Here is a 24,506-nt window from a genome sequence, read left to right on the forward strand (position 1 = left end):
TGATCGCTGTCAAGGTTCTTGGTCGAGGCTTGCACCTCCCGGTACCCCGAACATTATTTGTGGTATGTTCTCAATAGGCGGGTATGCTATTTCCGCAACTGTTCAGGCAATCGGTGGCGCGGACGCCGGACACCGTTGCCATCGTGAACCTCCAGTCCGGACGGGAGTTCACGTACCGAGAACTGGCAGACCAGGTTTATTCGCTCGCCAATGGACTGCGCGAGCGCGGCATCGGATGTGGGGACAGGGTCGCCGTCTGCATGGGAAATCGGCCGGAGAACGCGATGGTGTTCCTCGCGACGCAGTTCGTCGGGGCCGTCGCCGTCCCGTTCAACTTCCGGGTGGCTCCCGGCGGCGTCGAATATCACGTCGCCGATTCGGACGCGGACGTGCTACTGTACGACGACTTGTCGCGGGAGGCGGTGGAAGCGGCCGTCGACTCGCTCGATTCCGGCCGAATCTACGTCGGAGACGACCCGCCGTCGGGAACGACGGCGTTCGATTCGCTGCTGGACGCGTCGGCGGACGAACCGGAAATCGTCCCGTCGAGCGAGGACCCGAGCGTCATCCTGTACAGTTCGGGGACGACCGGCGACCCGAAGGGAATCCCCCTCGACCATCGAGCGACGACCGGGCGAACGCTCGTCAACGCGATGGGCCAGCGGTACTACCTCGGCGAGACGCTCATCGGCGTCATGCCGCTGTACCACACCGTCGGACTGCACGGCGTCCTGTGCGCCGCGTTGAGCGTCTCCGGAACCTACCTCTGTATGCCGGAATTCGACCCCGAACGCTGCGTTCGGTCGATTCCCGAGTGGAACGTCAGTGCCCTCCACGAAGCGCCGACGATATTCAACCAGTACCTCGAAACCGACGCGATAGACGAGGCGGACGTCAGTAGCGTGCGGGCCGTGGGGTATTCGGGCGCGCCGATGAGTTCGAACCTCTTCGACCGCGTCGTGGATGTCTTCGACCCGGAGCACATCACGAACCAGTACGGCACGACGGAGGCGTTCGGAACGACCGCACACGCCGCGTTGGACGGCGACGATAACCCGGCGATGACCGGCCCGGCGAATCTCTTCTACGAGGTGCGAATCGTCGAACTGGACGGGACACCGGACGATGTGGTCGAACGCGGGACGGAAGGTGAACTCATCGTCAACACCGACTCCCCGCTCGCGTTCGACGGCTACCTGAACAAGCCGGAGCGAACCGCCGAGGCCGTCCGCGACGGCTGGTTCTTCACCGGCGACGCGGCCCGTCGGACCGAGGACGGAAACATCGTCCTCACCGGCCGCGCCGACGATATGCTCATCAGCGGCGGGGAGAACATCCACCCCGAGAACGTGGAAGATGTCCTCGTCTCCCACCCGAAAATCCGGGACGTCGGCGTCATCGGCGCACCGCACGACAACTGGGGCGAAATCGTGAAGGCGTACGTCGTCGCGGACGACGGGTTGTCGGCGGCGGAGTTGGACGACTGGTGCCTGCGAAACGACGACCTCGCGGACTTCAAGCGTCCCCGCGAGTACGCGTTCGTCGACGAACTCCCCCGCAACCCGAGTGGCAAGATACTGCGATACGAACTCCGAGAGTTGGAGTGACGTTCGCCCACGTCTCTTGTGTGGCTTGTCACCATGACACGTCCCCGATGGATTTATCTCTCGACCGTGCGTGTTCGAAACAACGGTGGTAAGAAGCCATGGCCAACGACAGTAGCGCAACGGTGTCGACCGGACCGAACCGAGGGCGGGTCTCACAGGAGGATCTCGACGTCGGACGCTTTCGAATCCTCGCTCCCGACGGTTCGTACGATTCCGACGAGGTTCCGAGCCTCGACGACGAAGCGTTCTGCGACCTGTACCGATGGATGCTCGTCGAGCGGACGTTCGATGAACGGATGGTAAAGCTCCAGCGGCGCGGACAGGTCGGGACGTTCGGTTCGGGCCGCGGACAGGAGGCGAGCATCATCGGGTCCGGATACGCGCTCGAACGCGACGATTGGTTGCTCGGGATGGGACGCGAAGCGGGCGCGATGTTGCTCCAAGGGCTACCGATGCGGGACCTGATCCTGTTCTGGCGTGGCGTCGCGGACGCGAACCGGGAACTGGCGAAACACGACCAGATGATAGCCATCTCCATCGGCGGACACCTCCCCGTCGTCACCGGTGCCGCGTGGGGAATGAAACTCTCCGACAGCGACTCCGTCGTCGCGGCGTACTTCGGCGATGGAGCGAGCAGCACCGGTGCGGTCCACGAGGCGGTGAACTTCGCGGGCGTGCTCGACGCCCCGGCGGTGTTCTTCTGTCAGAACAACCAGTACGCCATCTCGACGCCGTTCGAGAAGCAGACGAACGCCCGCTCACTCGCACAACGAGCGGTCGGGTACGGAATCGACGGCATTCGCGTCGACGGAAACGACGTGCTGGCCGTGTACGAGGCGGTCTCCGAAGCGCGCGACGCCGCCCGCAACGGGAACCCGACGCTGGTGGAATCGGTGACGTACCGTCTCGACGCGCACACGACCAGCGACGACCCGAGTCGATACCGCGACCAGTCCGAGGTGGACCAGTGGGAGGAGCGAGACCCGCTCACGCGGTACGAGTCGTTTCTGCGCTCGGAAGGGCTGTGGGGGGATATCGACCGGGAAGCACTCGTGGACGACATCGACGACGAGTTCGACGCCGCGCTGGCCGCCGCGGACGAGTACGAGGAGCGGAGCGTCCGCGAGATGTTCGAGTATCTGTACGCCGAACTGCCGCCGTCTCTTCGGCGGCAACTGGCCGAGTTCGAGGCGTTCCTCGAAGCGCGACCGGACGCCGACGATCACATCGAACAGCGGCCCAAGGGGTGACCGAACATGCAAGAAACCATCGTCGGCGCAATCAACGACGCGTTACACGGCGAAATGGCGGACGACGACCGCGTGTTGGTCTTCGGCGAGGACGTCGCGGAGAGCGGCGGCGTCTTTCGCGCCACCGACGGACTGAAGGACCGATTCGGCGGCGAACGGGTCGTCGACACGCCGCTCTCGGAAATCGCCATCGTGGGCGGTGCTGTCGGACTCGCGGCGTACGGCTTCCGCCCCGTCGCCGAGATACAGTTTTCGGGCTTTCTCACCCCGGCGTTCGACCAACTCGTCACGCAGGCAAGCCGAATGCGGTGGCGAACTCGCGGCGAATGGACCGCGCCGCTCGTCGTTCGGACGCCGTACGGCGCGGGGGTCAAGGCGCTCGAACATCACTCGGAGAGCCTGGAAGGCGCGTACGGTCACGTCCCCGGTTTGAAGGTCGTCGTTCCGAGCACGCCGCGCGATGCCAAGGGACTCCTCATCGCCGCGATACGCGACCCGGACCCCGTGTTGTTCATGGAACCGAAACACGTCTATCGGTCGTTCCGCGGGGAGATACCCGAGGAATCCTACGAAGAACCGCTCGGAACGGCCGCCGTGCGGCGCGAAGGGTCGGAACTGACCGTCATCTCGTGGGGCGCGATGATGCGACCGACGATGGAGGCCGTGGCGAACCTCGGCGTCGATGCCGAGATTATCGACCTCAGAACGATTTCGCCGCTCGACCACGAGACGGTCGTGGAGTCGGTGAAAAAGACCGGCCGAGCGCTGGTGGTGCACGAAGCGGCCCGGACGGGCGGGTTCGGTTCCGAACTCGTCGCTCGTATCAACGACGACGCGCTGTACCACCTCGAAGCGCCCGTCGAGCGCGTTACCGGGTTCGACGTTCCCGTCCCGTTGCTCTCGATGGAGGACTACTACCTTCCGAATCCGCCCCGCATCGAGGAGGGTATTCGACGAGTTCTCGACCACTGAGTCGAGTCGGGAATCGATTTTTTCGACGTGACTACGGCAGGAGTCCCAGATAGTTCGCGACGTGTGCGAGGATCGCCGCGGTCGGAATCAGAATCGCCGTGCGAAGCGCGAAGATGACGATGAGGTCGCGGAATCGAACCGGGATGTCGTTGAACATGTCCATCATCATCGGGGCCGACGCGGCGAAGAAGATGATCTGGGAGATGGACACGATGGTGACGAAAAAGCGGGCCATCGCGCTCGTCTTCGCGACGACGGCCGCCGCCGACACCTGCTCGATACCGCTGATGAGTATCGCGGACGCGACCTGATTCGATTGTGGAATGCCGAGACCGGCGATGACGACGCCGAGCGGTGCGGAGACCACCCGAAACACGTCGGTTTGGGAGATGACGAGGAGCGTCACCGTGCTGATGGCGACGACCGTTCCGAGCGTTATCGCCGTCACTTTCAACCCGTCGATCAGTCCGGTAACCGCCGTGGAGAGGATGCGACCGTTCTCCGCTTCGTCCAAGGCCTTCCCCACGGCGAACCGACCGTAGTCGGTCGGGGTGCCGGTGAACGAGGGTTCCGGCGAAGGCTCGGCGATGTACTCCTTGGGAATGTTGCTGAGAGGCGGCACGCGGACAAGGATGACCCCGCAGAGTAGTACGGCGATGCCCCACGACACCAGAATGAGCGGGAATATCTGCAGGAGACCGACCGTCGAGACGACGACGCCGACGAACCCGATACTCACCGGCGCGAAGCAGGTGGCGATGACGAACACGTCGCGCTTGTGGTAGCCGCCGCGGTGAAAGACGTTGTACGTCACGTAGTAGCCGACCGTGAACGCGCCGATCCAGGAGGCGAGCGAGTCGAGTGCGGCACGTCCCGGCAGTCGAAACGCCGGTCGCATGACGGGTCGCGCCAGCGTGCCGACGAATTCGAGGCCGCCGAGTTCGACGAGCAGGTTCACGAACACCGCCCCGAGCGGGATGATGACGACGATGCTCATGACGATTTTCCCCCAGACGAGACCACCGACGAGGTCGGTGTGCAACATATCCGGACCGACGTCGAAAAACAGGAGGAACGCCACGAAGATGCCGAGAATCCGGAGGAGCCAGAAGAGGGGCGTCGTCTTCCAGTAGTCGAGGTCGAATCGTTCGACGGTTCGGTCGTCCAACGCGACGGTTCCCCGGTCCTGGAGTTCAGCGACGAGCGAGAGGGCACCTCCGGCAGTTATCAACGCTAGCCCGGCGACGCTGGTGAGGGTGGGAAACGCTCCCGTGATGAATCCGGCGGCGATGTCGAACGGCACGGTGATCTGGCCCTCCCACGAAACGGGAACGAGGAAGAAGAACACGCCGAGGCAGAACGCGAACAGGAATCGCAACACCGGAATCGTCTCGAACGAACCCGTTTCAGCGTCGTGAATCGTCTTTGCTTGCCCTTGGTCTTCCTCCCGTTTCCAAGTCCGTTGGCTAGATGACTGCCAAGGCTTCTGGCCGAACATAGTTTTAAATCGTGAGGGATGTAGAAAAATGTTGTACGTTGGCGTGTGACACTTTTCGCTCGATGGACGATTATCGAACGATCGACGAAATTAGGTCGGCGGACGTTCATACGGTCGACCATGCAGGAGAAATTCGAGGGGAGGTCTCCTATGACCGCCGAAAGCGCGTTCGTTTCGAAGATGGCGTACCTCGTCGGCGACGTCACCGTCGGGGAACGGTCCAGTCTCTGGCCGTTCGTCTGCTTGCGGGGGGACCGCGGTCCCGTCCGCGTCGGCGCGGAGACGAACGTCCAGGAGTTCACGATGTTGCACGGGGCCACGTTGGGCGACGAGGTGACGGTCGGACACGGCGCTGTCGTCGATTTTGCGACCGTCGAGGACCACTCGCTCGTCGGGATGCAGAGCGCCGTTCTCGGCGGTGCGACCGTCGAATCGAACTGCATCGTCGCGGCGAACGCCGTCGTGTTGCAGGACCAAGTCGTTCCGGAAGGCCATCTGGCGTACGGAACGCCCGCCGAGATCAAACCGCTCACGGACGAACAGTTGGAAGAAATATCGAACACGCACGAACACTACGTTGACCTCGGTCAACGGTTCCGCGGATAGTTGACGGCGTTAGACGCGGTTGAACATCGAACCGAGACCGAAGTCCGGAACGCGGATTCCGGAAGGGTGATCGTCCGATTACGACGACGATGAAGGGGGTTCGATTGGGGTAACGTAGCCACTCGCATCGACGAAGCACCACAATCATCGATTGTCGTAGAAACACAGGAATAATTCGAATATCAGAACTTACGAAAGGGGACGGATAATTCGATAAAACCGGATAGTACGACGGAACACTTCCCTACCGTTTCTACAATTTCCTATAAGTCAACGTTTTCTGGATTATTACTTCCAAATTACTAAAATAAAAATGTAGCGTATTTCTATGGATGTGTGACTCTACCACCATCTCTCTATCGATGTTCGTCGTGTTCGACCCGTATTCGTGCGCTGTTCGTATTCCGCTACGGATTTCACGGGTGTGACGCCCCAATTTTCTACAATAGGTAACTAAGCTATTGCATCTGAGCTACCTATTGTAGCTCAGGCATCTACTTACGGCAACTTTATATCCTCTCGGTAGGATGGCTCTTTTAACCGTCAAAACGAGCGTACGAGTCATAATAGGTGGCTGTTGTACCTGAGCTACCTACCAAAAATCGCGACGGCTGGGTTACACAAAATGGGAGCTAGCATAGACACTCCACGCGCCGTAAGCGTGGTCATCCTGAAGGGCGGCGTCGGCAAATCAACGATTTCGATGAACCTCGCGCGACAGCTTTCCGAACGCGGTCGCGTCCTGTTCGCGGACCTCGATCCGAACGGCCACGCGACCAACGGTCTCGGCTTCGGGACCGTCTATCGGGGGGAGACGAACCTCGGGGACGTTATCCTCGACAACGGGGACGCGACCGTCTCCGACCTGATCCAGGAGACGGAGTTCGGGTTCGATCTCCTTCCGTCGTCGGATTCGCTCGAAGACGTGGAAAAGGACCTCGCGGGGGCATTGCAGGGCTCCGCACGGGTGAAGACGAAGATCGTCGACCCACTGCTCGGCGAGCGGTACGACTACATCGTGTTCGACTGTCCGGCCTACCCCGGCATGCTCAACAACAACGCGTTGGTCGCCTCGGGCAACGTCATCATCCCGCTCGAACCCGGATCCAGTTCCATCGGCGGATACAAACGCACGATGGAGCGACTCATCACCCCTTCCCGAGAGTATATCGACATCGACGTGCTCGCGTTGGTCCCGAACAAACTCCGCGAACGGATCGATCACCGAACGGAAGACCGCGAACTGCTCGAAAACCTCAACACCGCCGACGCGACGGAGGGAAAAGTCCCGAACTTCGCGCGTATCACGGCCGACCAGTTCGATGCCATCGATAATGGAGAGATGAAACCCCCGAAACCCGGAATCCGATACAGCGCAGCGCTTTCGAAATCGTTGAAAGCACAGCAGCCACTGATGGATTACGACCCCGACAACAGCCAACTCGAAAACTTCGACGAGTTGGCCACCATCGTCGCCAACGGAGGTGTCGAACGATGACCGATGCGAACCCGTTCGACGATTTGGGAGCGGTCGAGGACGACTCGGACGACACGGTCGAGGGTTCGAACGAACCCGTCGTCGAATCCACGGACGCCCCCACCTCGCCGGAGTCATCGTCGGACCAGGGGTCGGACCGAACGGAGGAGTCGTCCGCCCCCGTCTCGGGGCCGTCGTTCGACTATTCCGAAGTTCGCCAGCGCCCCCTCTATGCGCGCGGCGAGACGTGGGACGAGTTCGAGGACGCGATCGGCATCTCCGTCGTCCCCGAACTCCGTCGGGAGGGTATCCGCGACGAGGAAAAGCGTGAGATTCACGACGCCGTCCTCTCGCTCGCGGCCGAGGAGCCGGAACGGATCGTCGAACTCATCATCGAGCGACGGCGCGACCCGGAGCGATAGTCAGGCGGGATTCGTCGCCTTTAGCGAAAACGTGAACGGTAGCTCGTATTCTATATCGGGAAGTCGCCATCGGTCGTCGTCGTCCGGTTCCATGGCTTCGAACCGACCGAACGTGGCCCACGGGTGTTCGTGGAGGAACTCGATTCTGAGGCCCGCATCGATCAGCGCGGTGACGATGTCCTCCATCGAGTGCGAGAATCCGTGCGAGCGCTGATTTTCCAGGCCGAAGTCCCACCCGGCGTAGCTACCGTCGAACTCCTCGGTGACCGCCTCGGTGTTGAAGTAGGGATGTGCGACCTGCAAGCTCTCGGCGGTGCTTTCGTACGCGAAAGGGTTCGTCAGCGGATGTCCGTCCGCGATGTAGAACGTCCCGCCGGGTTTGAGGTGGGTGGCGACGACGTCCGCCCATCGTCCCAAATCGGGAAGCCAGTAAATGGTGCCGTAGGAGGTGAACACCACCTCGAAGGTCCCGTCCAGATTCGACGGCAGTTCGTAGACGTCGCTCTCGACGAACCGCGCCCGTTCCGGCGTGAGGCCGATTTCGTCCCGCAACTCGCGTGCGGTCTCGATGGCGGTCGGCGAAAAATCGACGCCCGTCGCGTGGGCCACACCCTCGTTCCGCACCCACGAGAGGGTGTCCATCCCGAAGTGACATTGGAGATGTAACAGCCTCCTGTCGGCGATATCCAACTCCTCCCGTTCGAGTCGCCGAAGCGACGACTCACCGTCGAGGAACGCCTCGACGTCGTAGAAGTCGGTTTCCGGATGGTGTTCCGCGAGTTCGTCCCAGTGATCGCGATTCTCCTCGATGTATTCGTGATGGTCCATACGGAGGATGTCGCCGTCGCTCGCATCAATGTATTGCATATGTGTTACCAATTGGTTCTCGGAGCGGGTGAGAACCCTCGGACCCGTCCGAGTACCGACCGGAAGCGGCGTCGATTTCCCCTCGGGAAGCTCATTCGGCGAGACCGAGGCGCTCGAACTGCGTCTCCGGCGCGCCGAGTTCCGCCATGGCATCGCGGAGGACGTCGCGCAGTTCGCCTTCGACGTCGGTCGCGTCCCCGGCGAGGTTCGTTCGCTGTCGGGGGTCGGTCCGAACGTCGAACAGCATGGGTCGATCGTGCTGTTCGTACGACTTTCCGGCGTAACGCCATACGGGAGACTCGCTGTACGGGAGGAACTCACCGGCGTCGGCATCGTGTTTCGGTGTGACGGGGGTGAACCACGAACGGGGGTTCATCATCGTCGTCGAGTAACAGTCCGTGGGAACGTCCCCGTCGCACGGATGGAGGTAGGTGTGTTCGCCGTCCGTGACGTTTACCGACGACCCCCAGTAGCCGTACAGTGCCCAGTCCCGGTGTCGCTCCGTCTCGCCCATCAGGAGCGGGTACAGGCTCCGACTGTGAGTCTGCCCCGGTATCTCCACATCGAGCGCGTCGAGCACCGTCGCGTACAGGTCGACGGCCGACGTGAGTTCCGACACCCGCTCGCCCATTCGCGGACTGTCCGGGTGCCAAATCATCAGCGGGGTTCTGGCGAGAACGTCGTACACCGGCCCGTCGTTTTTCCCGATCCAGCCGTGGTCGCCGAGGAGGAATCCGTGGTCCGACGTGACGACGACCATCGTCTCGTCCCACAAGTTCTGCTCATCGAGCGCGTCGAGCACGTCCCCGAACTGGTGGTCGACCATCGTCACCTTCCCGGCGAACTGCGACCGAAGGAAGTCGAGTTGTCGCTCGGTCAGTTCGCTCTGCCCGCTGTCGACTCTCCCGTAGTGGGGCCAAATGGGCAAGTCGCCGTCGCGGGGGTCCTCGTCCGTGTACATCGACGCGTACGGCTCCGGACAGTGGAACGGTTCGTGCACGTCGAAGCTGTCCACGTTACAGTACCACGATTCCCACTCCTGATTCCGTTCCAGCCAGTCGGTGACCGACGAGAACACCCGCGGCGCGAAGAAGTCGTCCACCGACTCGAACTCATCGACGTTTCGAGCGTACTGGTTTCGGTTTCGAAACCGGAGCGAGTCGGGGTGGGTGCTGGCCGCTCCGGCGAGTCGTCCGCGCATCCGGTCGTCCGGTTCCTTCGGAACGGTTCGCCACGCGTCTATCTCCTGCCCTCGAACGAACGAAAAACCGTTATAGTCCTCGTAGTAGCCGTGGCTCCCGTGTTGGAAATAGTGGTAATGGTCGGTTATCAGTTCGGTCAGGGTGCCGTTCTTCCGGAGCAGTTGGGGAAGCGTCGCGTCGAACGGCTCTATGGGTCCCCAGGGCCGCCAGAGAAACTCCTGTGTCCCCGTCTGCCACTCCCGCCGGGTGGGCATGCACGGGAGACTCCCGGCGTAGTGCGTGTCGAAGACGGCCGCTTTCTCCGCGAATCGGTCGAGGTTGTCCGTCTCGACGTCGTACCCGACAACGGCCGGTTTCTTGCTGTATGCACCGAGGAAATCGCGGCGGAGACTGTCGATGGAGACGAAGAGAACGTTCATCGGTCCTCCGTCTCACGTCTACTACCGTCGAGCAGTTCCTCGTGGTCGTCGCCGTCCCTGAGGGTTCCATCGACCACCAGAAACGGCCGCGCATAACAGATACCGCAGTGTTCCAGGCAAGGATGTTCGTCCGCGCCGACTTCCCGTAACCGGCATCGTACGTCCTCCTCGACGTTGCTCAGGCAGTATTCGACCGTCGGAGACATGCCCCGTGATTGCTCATCCGTTTCGATAAAGACTCGGGTGGTCGAAGTGACCCGATCCGCGTGGGAAATGCGACTCGGCTTTCGCGGTCACGGTTGAACGCCTACTTCGTTTTCGGGTATTCGGAGTGGTCCTCGTCGTACCGCCCCGTTTTCACGTCGTAGATGTGGAACAGGTAAAGACTCACGGCTCCGAATATGCCTGCCCCTGCCCAGAACAACGCTGGCGGCCCACCGTGGCCCGTGGTCGGAACGTACGGGTACGAGAGCGACTGTTTCTTCACGATGGTCTTCCCGTCCGGCATGATGCCGGAACCGACGTCGTCCGGAATCTGCGTTTTCTCCGCCGGACCGCCAGGGCTTCCGCAGACGATGCGGCCAACCATGCCGAGGGTCTTGTGCGGAATGCAGTAGTAGTCGTACGTCCCTTCGGTGGTGAACTGGTAGTCGAAATGTCCTTGGTTGATGACGCCGCTGTCCCACGACTTCGCTCCGTCGGGAATCAGTGACGACGACGAGTTGGGATTGTTCTTGGAGTACGACGTCGTCGAGTGGCCTCCCGACTCGATCACCCAGCGGACGTAACTGCCCTTCTCGACGTACAATCCGACGGGGTCGAAGTAGTAGCTCGATCCGCTCGTCACCATATCCACGACGTACGGGTCGGATTTGCTTCCGCTTCCTCGCCGAGGATTGGCACCGTTTCCCGACCCCGAATCGCCGGAATCCTGGGCGGCGACGGTTCCAGTCGCCCCGGCCGCTCCGGTACCGAGACCGGCGATGAACGTTCTTCGTTTCATACTCCATCGACGGTTTGCGTGAGAACCGTCGTCTCCCCCTTTCCGTCGTTCGTGCTTGTTGCGTACATCCATGTCCCCCCGTGGACCGCTCGTCATCGGTGTATCGTAAGCGGTCTCATCAGAGACATACTATCCGGTCGTCAAAAAGCGTAGTGGTGCCGATTTCGACATACTGCTCGTCCGTGATTAGGGGACGAATCCAGCAGTGATCGCATCTCCTTTCGAGTTTACGACCGCATCGTCATCGATGAACTGATCATTTGCATTAACCAATAATCGAGCCAGTAGCTGATGCCATTTGCATCGAGCGCACCGTCAGTAAAACGTCGATTCTTTCCCGAAGGGTGCTAGGGGATCTCGATCCGACCCGATCCTTCGGTGCGTGCCTTCCAGTCGCCTCGAATCTGTATTGCGACATCGAGTTTATGAAATCTTCAAACTCTTTCGAGGATCGGTGGCCGAGACGTTCCGCACTCTACCTCGGCGGTTCGTCGGTTATGCAACGAGGTTACGAGACGTCTACGAAACGACAGCGCGTAGCACCCGTCGAATTCGCACCCGCAGAATCGAACGTTCGCAGTCCGACTCCCATCTGGATCGGAGTGTTACCGGAATTCCACGTTCCGATGCTGGGGTCCGTTCCGACGAAGAAACAGCAACTGGACGATCACCCACGTCGTGATCGAGAGGGCGATCAGAACGACGAACCCGACCATCCCGGACAGGGGGAGCAACCAGTGATACGCTGCCACGATCACGAACGTCAACCCGAGGTGGATCACGGGCATCAGCACGTCGTCCGTCCGCAGATTCATCGCTGTTCCTCCTCGTATATCGGCGTCGCTTCGGACTCGTGATCGAACGCTTCCGGCGCGTATCGATCCACCGACCGATCATCGACTCGGATATCCGACCCTTCTTCGAACTTATCGACGTGAATGCACGACACCTCATGTGATGCCTTCGCTCCCGATACTTGTTCGAGGGATGGGTCTCGTGATTGACATTCCGGCGTTGCCATGGGACAACGCGGGTGAAACGAACACCCGGATGGGGGGTCTATCGGGGACGGAACCTCTCCAGACAGCGCTTCCCGCTTCCGGGCGAGCGTCGGATCCGGTTCGGGAATCGCACGAATGAGCGACTTCGTGTAGGGATGTTGTGGGCTCCTGAACAACGACTCCGTGTCGCTGACCTCCACTATCTCACCGAGATACATCACCGCGACCCGGTCACAAACATGACGAATAACGGACAGATCGTGTGCGATGAACAGTATCGTGAGGTCGTACTCGTCCTGAAGATCCGTGAGAAGGTTCAATATCTGCGCCTGAATCGAGACGTCTAGTGCGGAGACAGGTTCGTCACAGACGAGGAAATCCGGCTCGACTGCCAGCGCTCGTGCGATCCCGATCCGTTGGCGTTGCCCGCCGGAGAACTCGTGCGGGTATCGGTTGGAGTACCCCGATGGGAGTCCCACTTGTTCCATCAGTTCTCGAACCCGTTGCGTTCGTTCCCCGGCGTACAATCCGTGGATCTTCATCGGCTGACGGATGATCTGATCGACCGTCTTTCGACGGTTGAGACTGGATGCGGGGTCTTGGAACACGATCTGCATCCGCTTTCGGAATCGCTTCAACTCCCGTTCGGAAAGGGAAGTGATGTCCGTTCCGTCGAACGTGACAGTGCCTGCGGTCGGTTCGATCAGTCTGAGTAGACTCCGTGCCGTCGTCGATTTCCCCGAACCGGACTCCCCGACCAGGCCGAGCGTCTCTCCCTGCTGGATATCGAACGAAACGTCACGTACCGCTTTTACCTCCCGGGTCGACCCGAGCAGTCTGTCGATGACGCCGTCGTTCTGAACGAACTCCTTTCGAAGATCCGCCACTCGGAGGAACGATTCCTCGGTGTCGTCAGTCATCGGCCACCTCCTCGCGCGAAGCGATTACGTCGTGTGCGCCGTATCCTCGGGCATGGATGCACGCCGCTTCCCGTCCGGGTTCCACCGTTCGTAGCTCCGGGTCGTACGTCCGACATTCCTCGGTCGCGTGGACGCAGCGGGGGGAGAACGAACACCCCGACGGAAGTGCGGTGAGGTTCGGAACCTGTCCCTCGATGGGCGTCAGTCGGCTTCGACCCCCGCGAACGCGCGGGATCGAGCGCATCAATCCGCGAGTGTAGGGATGGCGTGGGTTCTCGAACAGCGCATCGACGGTGGCTCGTTCGACGATACGGCCCGCGTATGCGACCGCGACGCGGTCACAGGTACCGGCGACGACGCCGAGGTCGTGCGTGATGAGGATGATGCTCATCCCGTACTTCTCTTGCAGGTCGTCGAGTACCTCGAAGATTTGCGCTTCGATGGTCACGTCGAGCGCCGTCGTCGGTTCGTCGGCGATGAGCACATCCGGGTCACAGGAAATCGCCATCGCCAGGAGCGCACGCTGCAGCATCCCGCCCGAAAACTCGTGCGGATAGTTGTCCACGCGCGCTTCGGGTTCGGGAATACCGACTTCCCGCATCAGTTCGATGGTTCGTTCCCGAGCATCCCGCTTCGAAACACCTCGGTGCTCCCGGACGACCCGTGCGATTTGACTCCCAACGGTGTAGACGGGATTCAGCGAACTCATCGGGTCCTGGAACACCATCGAAATCTTGTCACCGCGGAGTCGTCTCATCTCCTCGTCCGTCTTCTCCAGCAGGTCTTCACCGCGGTATCGAATCGTCCCCGATTCGATTCGTCCGGGGGAATCGATCAGGCCCATGATCGACAGGGCGCTGACGCTCTTCCCCGATCCGGACTCGCCCACGATTCCGAGTATCTCTCCCTCGTGTAGCGTGATCGAGTTTCCATCGACGGCTTTGACCACGCCTTCTTCCGTGTAGAAACGCGTCACGAGGTCCTCGACCCGGAGAACCGCTTCGGCCGTCATTCTCGACCCTCCTCGGTGTACCGCGGATCGAGCGCATCACGTAGACCGTCGCCGAGCAGGTTGAACCCGAGGATGATCAGCATGATCCCGATTCCGGGGAACACCGGGAACCACCATTGACCGCTGTAAATGTAGCTCCTGGCGTTCGAAAGCATCAATCCGAGGCTGGACGTCGGTGGCTGCAACCCGAGCCCCAGGAACGAGAGTCCCGCGCTGGCGAGAATCGCGGTCGCCATGTAGAGCGTCGCTTGAACGATGATGACCGGGATGGTGTTGATCGCGACCTCTTGGGTGAGGATTTGGATATCCCCCGCTCCGATGGACTTCGCGGCGTTGATGTAGTTCTCCTCCATCTCCCTGAGAACCGCCCCGCGCATCACCCGAGCGAAGTTCGGGATGTATCCGATGCCGATGACGATCACTATCTTCAGGATGTTCGGTATCACGAACGAACCGAATTTCGTCGTTCCCACGCCGAGCACCCCCACCACAGCGATGGCGAGGATCAGACTGGGGAACGAAAAGAGGATATCCATGAATCGCATGATCCCCTCGTCGACCCACGAGTTGCGGTAGTAACCGGCAACTCCGCCCGCGGCCACGCCGACGATCATCGAGAAGATCACGACACCGAGCGATACCGTGAGCAACGTTCGGAGCCCGAACAGTATTCGCGACAGGATATCCCGCCCGTGGTTATCGGTCCCGAGCAATACGGTAGTCGATCCGACGACCTGTCCGTTCTCGTTCTTTATCATGACGGTTGAGCCAGGTGGGAGTGGATTGTGTGACATCCCCGGAGCGTCGTACTGCGCGGCGGGTGGATGTGGCGCGAGTACCGGTGCGAGAATCGCGGCGAAGACGGCGATTCCGATGATCGCGCCACCGACCAAGGAGAGTCGGTTCCGCCGGAAGTCGTGCCAGAACTGCTGCAACTGCGTTCGGTGTGGTCCGATTCGCTCGGACCGAGTGGCGTCTTCGGTCGCCATGTCAGTTCTGCCCCTCCTGACGGATTCGCGGGTCGAGATACGCATACAGAACGTCGACGGCGAGGTTCATGAACACGAAGACGATCGCTATGAAGAGGACGAGCGCCTGTATGACCCGGTAATCCCGTCGGCTGATCGCGAGGATGAGGAGGCGTCCAACGCCCGGTAAGCTGAACACGGACTCGGTCAAAACGGCCCCGTTCATCAATCCGCCGAATCCGGTACCGATGACGGTGACGACGGGGATGAGCGCGTTCCTCGTGGCGTCTTTGAATATGATCTCGTATTTCTTGATTCCCATCGCTCTCGCGGTTCGGATGTAGTCCTGGTTGATCGTCTCAAGCATTTCCGAACGCGTCATCCGTTGAATGATCGCCGCGTGAGCGGTTCCGAGGGCGATGGTCGGTAGCAAGATGTGCTTCAGGTTCGAGACGGGGTCCTGCCATAGCGGGACCCACCCGCCGGTCGCCCATTTGAACTGGAAGAAGACGCCGAACACCATGATGAGGACGACGCCGAGCCAGAAGTCGGGAATGGAGATACCGGCGAGCGCGCCGATGCGTGCGACGTGGTCCGTCGGTTTGTTCTGACGGAGCGCGCCGATGATCCCTGCCGGGATGCCGATGAGGACGGCCAGAAGCTGTCCGAAGACCGCAAGCTCGATCGTGAGCGGGAGGCGGTCGGCGATGAGTTTCGTTACGGGCGTTCCCGGCTGTATCGTCAACGACGTGCCTAGATTCCCTTGCACCACCTTGGTAATCCACAACCAGTATTGGACGTACATGGGCTGGTCCAAGCCGAGGTTCTGTCGTATCTTCGCGACGAGTGCCTCGTCCTGCAACGGGCCGAGCAGGAGTCGAACCGGACCGCCGGGGGCGATGTGAACCATTCCGAACACCACGATGCTCACCCCGAATAATACCGGAATGGCGAGCAGTCCCCGCTTGAGGACGTACCGGGCGATAGTCATGATCGATTCTCCATTGGTCGATGCGTGTCGGCCGTATCGTTGCTGATTTCCATATATATCTCTGTGCGAATACTGGTCGTCCTGATCTGTTACTCTCGTACGAGTGGGTACCACGACGGCTGAATCATTTCTTGCTGGCTCCTCTCATATCCGAGGTGAATTTGCCCATCTTGAAGCCCGTAACGTCGGAGTTCCACACCGCATACCGGTTGCTGTACGCGATGTCGATCTGAATGGCGTTCTCGACGAGATACTCCTCGAGTTTCCAGACGATCTTCTTCTGTTTCCCCTGGTCGTCCAACGCTTGCGCCTTTTCGAGCGTCTTCACGAACCACTCGTGGCCGTTCGAGAAGTTCCCCTTCGCGTCCGACGGTGCCGCCGGGCCAGTCGGCTTGTACTTGTCGTCCAGGTCCGGGCTTTCGTGGTGCCAGTTGACGTGGTTGTGGTTGTTGTCGGCGAAACCGGACCTGAGCCAATACGTGACGACGGGGACCGCGTTCGTCCAGTTTTCGAGCGCGATCTGCCAGTCCTTCGTGTCGTACACCTGATCGAAGAGCGCGGACTTTTCGAGGACGCTGATCTCGACGTCGATGCCGATATTGCCGAGTTGATTCTGAATGATGACGGCTTCGTCCTTGAAGTGACCGCCCTTCGTGGTGATGAGTTTGAGGGAAAACCCGTCGGGATTACCCGCCTTTTTGAGTTCGGCTCTGGCTTTCTCCGGGTCGTACAGCTTCTTCTTCTTGAGATTGGGGGACGTCCATTCGCTGTCCGGATACCACAGCCCTTTCTGTACCACGCCGTTGCCGTAGAAGATTTCCTTCAGTATCTCCTGTGCATCGATTCCGAAGAGGACCGCGCGCCGGTTGTGCACGTTCGCCATCGGATTGTTCCCGGTATCCATCAGGTTCGGATAGAGGACCTCGGTCGTGTTACCCGCGGTCGTCTTTCCGTCGAGATTCGGTCGATTCGTCATCGATTTGTAGTCCTTGGCCGGTATCGCGCTCGTCAGGTCGAGGTTCCCCGACCGAAGCTTCGAGAGACGGGTCGCATCCTCCGAAATGAACAGGAATTTGATCTCGTCGACCTTCGGGAGGCCGTCCTTCCAGTAGTCATCGTTCTTCTTCAGGAGCACGTGAGAGCCGCTTTTCCACTCCACGAATTCGAACGGGCCGGTTCCGGCACCGGACGGGTCCCGCGTGAGGTTCGTCGAAAATCCGGACGGACCTTTCCCCTTCGACGTCGACCCGCGCGACCCCTTCGGAACGATTCCTTCGAGACCGCGGGTGAGCCACCAATTGATCGTCGTGAACGGCTTGGAAAGTTCGAGACGAAGCGTCCGGTCGTCGACGATTTTCGTCCCACTCGCGAACGGGATACGCCGTCGAACGGGGGAGTTGTTGTCGGGATTCAAAATCCAGTCGACGGAATATTTGAAGTCCTCGACGGTGACCTCGTCGCCGTTATGAAACGTAAGCCCGTCCCGGAGCGTGTACTCGAACGCCTTTCCCCCGCTTTTGGATTTCGGGACTGATTTCGCGAGTCCGGGTTGCAACTTCGTGTTCGTCGATAGCTCGATCACTTCGTCGTAGATCAATCGGCCGATGATACTCGAGGACGTATCCGACCAGAGTGCCGGGTCGAAGTTCCACGGTTCAGCGGGCATACCCACGTTGAGCCGAACCGTCGCGTTCGAACCCGTTCCGCCGCCTCCGCCGCTTCCGTTCCCGTTCGTATCGCCGTTTGTAGAACCGTTTCCTGTACACCCAGCGAGCGATACTCCGGTGAGGGCCCCGGCAATTCCGAGAAACTCACGTCTATCGATGTCGTATTCGATGATCTTCCCTGTCATAGTCTGTGGTCTGGTGTCGCGTGACATTCGGACATCGAATCAACTACATATATATTTTTGCTATTGAGCGATTATTCGTGTCAATATGCGTGCTAAAAACGACGAATCGGTTGTGGAGAAGACTAACACGGAAATCCCGAGAATAAGTTCCTCGTATGCAAATTTATTTATAGAGGGGGCCCAGATGCTAAGATCGATCCAGAAATGGCAAGAACACGTATTCGGGAGAGTAGAGCGTTCAGTACTCACGTGCGTTCGGAAACGACGACGAGCGGAACACGAGGGCATCGAAACAAATGACGGTTTCATTGGATTACGAGAACTACGACTTGGGCGGTCTCACGTGGGAGGAAGCCGAGGAATCGATTTTGGCGGCCGATTTCGTGGTCCTCCCCACCGGTAGTATCGAACAGCATTCGTTACACCTTCCCGTGTCGGTCGATACCCTCCGGGCGGAAAACCTCACGCGAGTTCTCGTGGAACGTGCACCGGAACACGATTTCAACATGCTTCGGCTTCCGACGCTTCCGTACGGCTACTCCGAACACCACATGACACGGGCAGGAACGATGACCCTGATGCCGGACACGTACCAGACCGTGATTCGGGAACTCGGCTCGTCGATCGCCGAACACGGGGCGAGCAGATTACTCATCGTCAACTGCCACGGCGGAAATCTGTCCCCGTTGAAACTCGCGGCCGACCGCCTCGAACGCGACACCGGAATCGAGGTGTACATCGTCAATTGGACGTCGTACGCACGAGACCTACTCAACGAGCGATTCGGGGAGGATTGGAGCCACGCAGGCGAGCACGAGACCAGTGCCGTCGAACTCTTCCATCCGGATCTCGTCAGGACGGAACGGAAGGAAAAACAGGAGCGGAAGGCCAGCTACAATGCACGCCAGTATCGGTGGTACACCGATTTGGCCGTTCAGGGCGGACGCGGTGACCCCCGAAACTCGGATCCGGAGTTCATGGAGACTGTCGTCGCTGAAACGACCGATCGAATCCTCACCGCGCTTTGGGAGGATCTACAGCAACCGAGCGGCGGTGACGGTCGTAGAGCGAGTGACGAGTGACCGAGACGGTCGTTTCGAACGTCGTCGCAACCACCGAGAACCGGTGTCCAACTATATTGGACACCCCGTCGACGGGGTGAGAGAACGAACTCGTAAGTGAGTGGAATCGAGGGTAATTTTGGAGGAAGATTTATTATGATTCTACGAAAAGCAGTGTTTCAATGTCACAGGGAACGACGAAATCACTCAAATCGCTACAACAAGCTTTCGAGATAATCGAACACCTCAAACAGACGGATGGTGCTGGCGTAACCGAGGTCGCAAACGAACTCGGTCTCCCGAAAAGTACGGCGCACATCTACCTCAGTACCTTGGAGGATATCGGATACGTGGTGAATCGAGATCATCGGTACTACGTCGGACTTCGATTTCTCGACGTGGGGGAGACGGTTCGCAACCAACGGCAGGTCTACGAGGTCGGGTATCCCGAAATCAACGACCTAGCGAGGGAGACGGGTGAGCTAGTGAGTCTCACCGTCCTCGAAAATGGGAAAGGAGTGTACCTATACCGAGCGAAGGGGGAGAACTCGATTCCCGTTCACAACTACCCGGGAAGCAGGGTCCATCTGCACTGTCGCTCCGCGGGAAAGGCGATACTCGCCCATCTCTCGAGTCGCCACGTCGAGGAGATTATCGAGAAGCATGGACTGCCCGCACGAACCGAGAAAACGATCACCGACCGCTCCGTGTTGTGGAACGAACTGGAACGGATTCGTGAACGCAAGTACGCGACCAACGAGGGTGAACTCAGACAAGGTCTCCGTTGTGTTGCTGCACCGATATTGGACAACGGCCAAGTCATCGGTGCCGTCAGCGTCTCGGGTCCCCGCGGTCGAATGACCGGTCAACGGTTCCGCGAGGACCTACCGAACTTGGTCCAGAATACGGCCAACATAATCGGAATCAACCTCACCTACTCGTAGTGATTCTGTTGAATACTCGCGCGGTCGCTTTTCACTGTCGAACGTCCGAGGCGTCGATGACAAAGACTTCGAACCATGGTTCCCTTTTCCTGCGTTGTCCAACACTGTTGGACGTCGTGTTCGGTTCGAGTTGCGGATTCAAAAAGTGAGATCACGTGGCTCATGCTTGTCAGCGGTAACCGTCTCGTAGGTGCTTTACAGTACTAATGGTGTAATGGACAATTGAAACTGTGTGGCCATGATCGAATATCGTAACCCGTAGGCGTCGATCGACATCCCATCACGTGTATCCCGTCGAAATCTCCTTCCCGAACTCTACGTCGAGACGGACAAAATTTGATATAGCATAATAGACTTTATCAATGTCGTAGATGGTCGGTTTTGAGCAGTAGTAGGTCTGAGGTGACCGACATCTGTAATCCTCTCTCCGAGACCCGAACTTCCGCTTAGAACCATAAGCGGAAGTGAATTTGTGCGGGTCGGTGCCCTCGGGGGAGCATATTTTCGCCTCTTCGAATTGCACAGTCTCTCATTCCTCGGATATCGACAGGGGTGGCAACTAGCCATCGGGCGCTCGTACGTTGGTATAATGTTTGGTGGATGTGGGTTCGTCGCCTCGGGAGTCTCTCCCACCACATATTACCAGACCCTTTTACGAACGACGGAGAACAAATCGTGTGGAACGAACCCACTGGTGGTATATGCTCGTCGGCATCGCGGCCCTCAACGTCGTCTGGTCGTTGGCGGGTGTACTCTCGGGCGACCGGATTACGACTGGTCCAGCGACGCTCTGGATTTTTCTTGGCGGATCTATTCTCCTCCTGACACCGATGTTCTACTACGCACTCTATCGAGACACGGGTGTCGTTGGAGACGATAATTCGTCTTGGACCCCGAATCGACGAGCGTGGATCGGTGGCGGGGTTCTCGTCTCGACCGTTGGATTTGTCGTGTTTCTCAACCCACTGATCCACTATATTACCGGTCTCTATCTGGTGCGACGCTATCGAAAGTCATCCGTAACTGAACTCCCCACCTGAACCGCGTCTCAACACACTATTCGATCGTTACTGTCGGTTTGATGGTTGAGAACGATCTACGTGGTTGTGGGGTTATAAAAACGAATGCGAATCACGATGAATCGATATCGTCCGGTTGTGTCCCGACGCCGTCGGGCCATCCCGGTGGTACCGCCGCGCTCGGTTCCGCGAACGCTCGCTTGAGTACCATCGGCGTCCGTTCGAGCGAGAGCACTAAATCGCCGTCCTGATTGAACGCACGGAGCTCCGTCGTGACGATTCCGACGTGTTCGCGCGACTCGCTTTCGCGTTTGTCCAGTATCTCGCTCTCCGCGAAGATGGTGTCGCCGTGGAAGACCGGTGCGTGATGGCGAACTTCGTCGTAGCCGAGGTTCGCCGTCGCGTTGACGGAGATATCGATGACGCTCATTCCGACCGCGAGGGCGATGACGAACGTCCCGTCGACGAGTCGTTCGCCGAACTCCGTCTCGGCGGCGTACGCTTCGTTGAAATGCATCGGGTTGCAGTTCATCGTGACGTTCGTGAACCAGACGTTATCCGTTTCGGTCACCGTTCGTCCAAACGGGTGCTTGTACACGTCGCCCACGGTGAAATCATCGAAATATCGCCCGTGCCAGCCAGCAACGAGGCGTCTATCGTTCTCGCTCATCGTTCACATGGCTATGCGACCGAGAGCATACTAAAACGAACGACTCCTAGTGTCCGCTCTCCATCTACTACTGGGATAGTACGGACTCACCGGAAAGCGGTTGTCATCGAAAATCCGCCTCGTATATATCCGTTATCGCGACAACTACTTAAACGAACTCGGTCGGTGACCGTTGCCCTGTCCGACGCGGATCGACCCATTGCGGTCCGGCCTTCGATGTTGGATGGATCGTTCACCCCCACGTCCACCGTGAATCGAGGACGTAGCGGTAGACGCCACTGATCATGATCGCGACGGCGTTCGCCAGCAGATAGAGGATCTCGCCGCTGTTGACGAGCAAATAGAGGATCCCGAGTTGAATGGGGATCGCCGATCCGCGGACGACGTTCGTTTTGAGTAACCCGGCGAGATAGTCGCTCGTGGTCGAATTTCGAGTCGCGCGGAACGTCCAGGCGTTGTTGAGCGAGTACTGAAACAGGATCGTGATCTCGATGGCGATCGCCGCGCCGAGCAAGTAGTTGAGACCGGCCTTGTCGACGAACATCCAAAGCAAAACGATTTGCACTCCCGCAGCGACTGCTCCGACGGCTACGAACCGTCGTAACTGGGGGAAGAGCGGGCCGCGTCGGAGATCGCGAAGAGATTCCCGAAGCATATTTCGGTACCGAGTGGTTCGGACCGTGTATTCCTGTCGTTTCTCTCCGACTCGAACGCCTGTGGAAGCGACGGAAAATCAGGGAAATCCGGAAAGCCGTTCGATGGTCATCTAGTTATCCGACGGTTTTCATCCCTAACACACCTGATAATCGAAGGTATCGAATATTTTGCCAAAGATTTGTGGTGGTCCCATTCCATACCCTGCGTATGACGGACACACACGACGAACTGCTACAACAGTTGAACGAGATGCAGGCGGCACGCGGTATCGACCCCGATACGCGGAAAGTGATCGGTGCTCTCAGCGAAACGGTTCATACGCTCGGCGAGGAGATCGACGACCTCCAAACGCGCGTGAATGAGTTGGAGGAGCGCGCCGCGAAAGACGAACGTTCCGGGGACGACGAGAAAAAGCAGGCGTGGTACTCGGAGCGCTAACCCGACATTCACGTCCCCGCTCCGGTTACTATCCCCCATCCCCATTCCCATTTCCCGCCGCATTCGACCACCCTTCACCCGTGTCCCCGACCGAGTGACGGGGAGTCCTTGTAGCGGTGACTGGAATTCACCTGCGGCATATCGGAACGATTGGCTCGGCCCGTCCACATGCGACTACACGTCGTTTGACCGACACCCGACACGGATTACCGCGCACGAGAATACCGGGCGTTATGATCGTCCGAATTCATCGTCTATTCTACGAACCACGGGTAGTGGTATCATTTCACATCGAAAACCCATGGGCACAGTCTTTATCATACGACTCGACAATCGCCCCCTACGAATGGACCCCCAGATTTCCCGCCGCCGCTTCCTCCAAATAGGGGCAACATCGTCCTCCATCGGGCTTGCTGGCTGTAATTCGTGGGCTGCCTCGCGGGGCGATGGAACGAAACGAACTGCATCAGGGAGTACAACCAGTTCGAACGAATCGGCATCGAATCCGGATGCGGTCGACGTTCGCGGAGCCATCTATATCCCGTCACGGGCGTTCAACCGGTACCAGATGTGGCGAGAGTACGATCCCGCAGTCATCGAACGCGATCTCGGTTACGCCGCCAGTCTGAACCTCAACGCCATCAGAACGTGGTTGAGCTACGAGTTCTGGTTGGAAGACCGTGACGCACACGAAGAGCGGTTGGAACATTTCCTCGAAACCGCGGAGGCGTACGGACTCCGCGTTCTTCTCGGATTGTTCGATAGCATCGGTGAGGAACCCACCTTCGAGAACCTGTACGATACGGGACTTCTCACCGGCGTTCAAACGTTCTCTCCGTCGACGAGGACGATGCTCGACAAGCAACTCTGGGATACCCCTCGCGAGTTCATCCGGTGGTTCATGACCCGATACGGGAGCGACGAACGGTTGCTCGCCATCGAACTCTCGAACGAACCGGGCTGGCGGAAGTCGTCCCGGAAGTTCGTCGAGGCGATGGCGAAGGTGCTGACGCTCTATCGTGGTTCGGTTCCGCTCACGATGGGTTCCACTAGCCTCGCGAACAATGCCGAGTATCTCGACTGGGGGATGGACATCCTTCAATTCCATTACAACTTCGTCAAGAAGCCATCGTTGTTCCGTCGTGTGCTCCAACAGGCGGCACTGACGAAAGTTCAGCAAGAAAGCCAAGTGTGGCTCTCCGAGTGGCAACGGGTTCGTCCGGGCGATGGATTTTTCGCGGACGTAACCGGCGAGGCACGCTATCCGGACTACGCGTCGCTCGCCCCGCTCATCCATAAAGCGAACGTCGGGAACTTCTTCTGGTCGCTGATGTTACGACCGGCATCGGAACTCCATTTCCGGCGTCAAGGAGTGGTGAACGGCCTGTTTCACGAAGATGGCGCGGTCTGGAATCTCGACGACGCCCGTGCCATCAAGGCGATGTCCGGCGATCCATCGTTCGACGGGACGGAACGGAAGGAGTATCCACAGTGGATGGCCGCCATGGAGAGTTCGACGGTACCGGTGACCGGCCCCCGTCCGAGGTAATCTGCACCGGTTGCACGATACAATCCGTGGTGCAACGGCCATCCGTTCGAGGCCGTTCGACAAGTGTGACGAACCGTACCGGCGGACGATGATGCTCTCCG

General features: G+C 59.3%; 24 protein-coding genes. 11 read left to right on the forward strand and 13 right to left on the reverse strand.

From position 1 onward, the window contains the following. Positions 1–83: 83 nt before the first annotated feature. From NKF25_RS06800 to NKF25_RS06810, 3 genes are all read left to right on the forward strand, one after another. Positions 84–1,607, forward strand: coding sequence for a class I adenylate-forming enzyme family protein (locus tag NKF25_RS06800; RefSeq protein WP_253225943.1), 1,524 nt, complete (start codon positions 84–86; stop codon positions 1,605–1,607). A 98-nt stretch (positions 1,608–1,705) separates the two neighbouring features. Next, a complete protein-coding gene (locus tag NKF25_RS06805; RefSeq protein ID WP_253225944.1) occupies positions 1,706–2,857 on the forward strand; it encodes a thiamine pyrophosphate-dependent dehydrogenase E1 component subunit alpha in 1,152 nt (383 codons plus the stop codon). A gap of 6 nt (positions 2,858–2,863) precedes the next feature. After that, positions 2,864–3,829 carry an alpha-ketoacid dehydrogenase subunit beta gene (locus NKF25_RS06810; protein WP_253225945.1) on the forward strand — a complete coding sequence of 322 codons (966 nt, stop codon included), beginning with the start codon at positions 2,864–2,866 and terminating at the stop codon, positions 3,827–3,829. Between the two features lie 31 nt (positions 3,830–3,860). On the opposite strand, the gene NKF25_RS06815 is transcribed toward NKF25_RS06810, so the two are convergent. Beyond that, on the reverse strand, positions 3,861–5,327 hold the full coding sequence (locus tag NKF25_RS06815) for a nucleoside recognition domain-containing protein (protein WP_253225946.1): 1,467 nt from the start codon (positions 5,325–5,327) through the stop codon (positions 3,861–3,863). Between the two features lie 150 nt (positions 5,328–5,477). Here NKF25_RS06815 and NKF25_RS06820 point away from each other — a divergent pair, with 150 nt between their 5' ends. The 3 genes from NKF25_RS06820 (at position 5,478) to NKF25_RS06830 (ending at position 7,832) form a co-directional block, all read left to right on the forward strand. Beyond that, a complete protein-coding gene (locus NKF25_RS06820; RefSeq protein WP_253225947.1) occupies positions 5,478–5,933 on the forward strand; it encodes a gamma carbonic anhydrase family protein in 456 nt (151 codons plus the stop codon). A gap of 625 nt (positions 5,934–6,558) precedes the next feature. Next, positions 6,559–7,431, forward strand: a complete 873-nt coding sequence (locus NKF25_RS06825; protein WP_253225948.1) for a ParA family protein — start codon at positions 6,559–6,561, stop codon at positions 7,429–7,431. Continuing rightward, positions 7,428–7,832 (forward strand): hypothetical protein, encoded by a 405-nt coding sequence (locus NKF25_RS06830; protein WP_253225949.1) that lies wholly within the window; start codon positions 7,428–7,430, stop codon positions 7,830–7,832. Before NKF25_RS06825 ends, NKF25_RS06830 begins: the two co-directional genes overlap by 4 nt. Here the strand turns inward: NKF25_RS06830 and NKF25_RS06835 are convergent, their stop codons facing one another. The 10 genes from NKF25_RS06835 to NKF25_RS06880 form a co-directional block, all read right to left on the reverse strand. Next, entirely contained in the window at positions 7,833–8,699 is an 867-nt protein-coding gene (locus tag NKF25_RS06835) for a class I SAM-dependent methyltransferase (RefSeq protein WP_253225950.1), read from the reverse strand. Between the two features lie 91 nt (positions 8,700–8,790). After that, a complete protein-coding gene (locus NKF25_RS06840) occupies positions 8,791–10,320 on the reverse strand; it encodes a sulfatase-like hydrolase/transferase (RefSeq protein WP_253225951.1) in 1,530 nt (509 codons plus the stop codon). Further along, complete coding sequence (locus NKF25_RS06845; RefSeq protein ID WP_253225952.1) at positions 10,317–10,526, reverse strand: DUF1450 domain-containing protein; 210 nt, start codon at positions 10,524–10,526, stop codon at positions 10,317–10,319. Before NKF25_RS06845 ends, NKF25_RS06840 begins: the two co-directional genes overlap by 4 nt. Positions 10,527–10,627: 101 nt before the next feature. Continuing rightward, a complete protein-coding gene (locus tag NKF25_RS06850) occupies positions 10,628–11,323 on the reverse strand; it encodes a plastocyanin/azurin family copper-binding protein (protein WP_253225953.1) in 696 nt (231 codons plus the stop codon). A gap of 605 nt (positions 11,324–11,928) precedes the next feature. Then, the gene (locus NKF25_RS06855; RefSeq protein ID WP_253225954.1) at positions 11,929–12,138 is read right to left on the reverse strand and encodes a hypothetical protein; all 210 of its coding nucleotides are present in this window, start codon (positions 12,136–12,138) and stop codon (positions 11,929–11,931) included. Beyond that, a complete protein-coding gene (locus NKF25_RS06860) occupies positions 12,135–13,244 on the reverse strand; it encodes an ABC transporter ATP-binding protein (protein WP_253225955.1) in 1,110 nt (369 codons plus the stop codon). Before NKF25_RS06860 ends, NKF25_RS06855 begins: the two co-directional genes overlap by 4 nt. After that, entirely contained in the window at positions 13,237–14,256 is a 1,020-nt protein-coding gene (locus NKF25_RS06865) for an ABC transporter ATP-binding protein (RefSeq protein ID WP_253225956.1), read from the reverse strand. The genes NKF25_RS06860 and NKF25_RS06865 overlap by 8 nt, the downstream gene beginning before the upstream one ends. Continuing rightward, on the reverse strand, positions 14,253–15,245 hold the full coding sequence (locus NKF25_RS06870; protein ID WP_253225957.1) for an ABC transporter permease: 993 nt from the start codon (positions 15,243–15,245) through the stop codon (positions 14,253–14,255). The genes NKF25_RS06865 and NKF25_RS06870 overlap by 4 nt, the downstream gene beginning before the upstream one ends. Before the next feature lies 1 nt (position 15,246). Then, on the reverse strand, positions 15,247–16,215 hold the full coding sequence (locus tag NKF25_RS06875; protein WP_066146759.1) for an ABC transporter permease: 969 nt from the start codon (positions 16,213–16,215) through the stop codon (positions 15,247–15,249). A gap of 124 nt (positions 16,216–16,339) precedes the next feature. Continuing rightward, positions 16,340–18,067, reverse strand: a complete 1,728-nt coding sequence (locus tag NKF25_RS06880; RefSeq protein ID WP_253225958.1) for an ABC transporter substrate-binding protein — start codon at positions 18,065–18,067, stop codon at positions 16,340–16,342. 296 nt (positions 18,068–18,363) lie between these two features. Here NKF25_RS06880 and NKF25_RS06885 point away from each other — a divergent pair, with 296 nt between their 5' ends. The 3 genes from NKF25_RS06885 to NKF25_RS06895 all read left to right on the forward strand — a co-directional run bounded on the left by NKF25_RS06885 (position 18,364) and on the right by NKF25_RS06895 (position 21,112). Further along, positions 18,364–19,149 (forward strand): creatininase family protein, encoded by a 786-nt coding sequence (locus tag NKF25_RS06885; RefSeq protein WP_253225959.1) that lies wholly within the window; start codon positions 18,364–18,366, stop codon positions 19,147–19,149. Between the two features lie 161 nt (positions 19,150–19,310). After that, entirely contained in the window at positions 19,311–20,072 is a 762-nt protein-coding gene (locus NKF25_RS06890; protein WP_253225960.1) for an IclR family transcriptional regulator, read from the forward strand. Between the two features lie 677 nt (positions 20,073–20,749). Further along, positions 20,750–21,112 (forward strand): hypothetical protein, encoded by a 363-nt coding sequence (locus NKF25_RS06895; protein ID WP_253225961.1) that lies wholly within the window; start codon positions 20,750–20,752, stop codon positions 21,110–21,112. Positions 21,113–21,203: 91 nt separating this feature from the next. Here NKF25_RS06895 and NKF25_RS06900 read toward each other — a convergent pair whose 3' ends face one another. Both NKF25_RS06900 and NKF25_RS06905 read right to left on the reverse strand, forming a co-directional pair. Beyond that, positions 21,204–21,761, reverse strand: coding sequence for a MaoC family dehydratase (locus NKF25_RS06900; protein WP_253225962.1), 558 nt, complete (start codon positions 21,759–21,761; stop codon positions 21,204–21,206). Between the two features lie 232 nt (positions 21,762–21,993). Next, positions 21,994–22,416 carry a GtrA family protein gene (locus tag NKF25_RS06905; protein ID WP_253225963.1) on the reverse strand — a complete coding sequence of 141 codons (423 nt, stop codon included), beginning with the start codon at positions 22,414–22,416 and terminating at the stop codon, positions 21,994–21,996. Between the two features lie 209 nt (positions 22,417–22,625). On the opposite strand from NKF25_RS06905, the gene NKF25_RS06910 reads away from it, so the two are divergent. Further along, positions 22,626–22,856, forward strand: coding sequence for a hypothetical protein (locus tag NKF25_RS06910; protein WP_253225964.1), 231 nt, complete (start codon positions 22,626–22,628; stop codon positions 22,854–22,856). Positions 22,857–23,202: 346 nt separating this feature from the next. Continuing rightward, on the forward strand, positions 23,203–24,405 hold the full coding sequence (locus NKF25_RS06915; RefSeq protein WP_253225965.1) for a glycoside hydrolase: 1,203 nt from the start codon (positions 23,203–23,205) through the stop codon (positions 24,403–24,405). The last annotated feature ends 101 nt before the right edge of the window (positions 24,406–24,506 follow it).

Source organism: Haladaptatus sp. AB643 (assembly GCF_024136975.1).
In the GTDB taxonomy this organism is placed as follows: domain Archaea; phylum Halobacteriota; class Halobacteria; order Halobacteriales; family Haladaptataceae; genus Haladaptatus.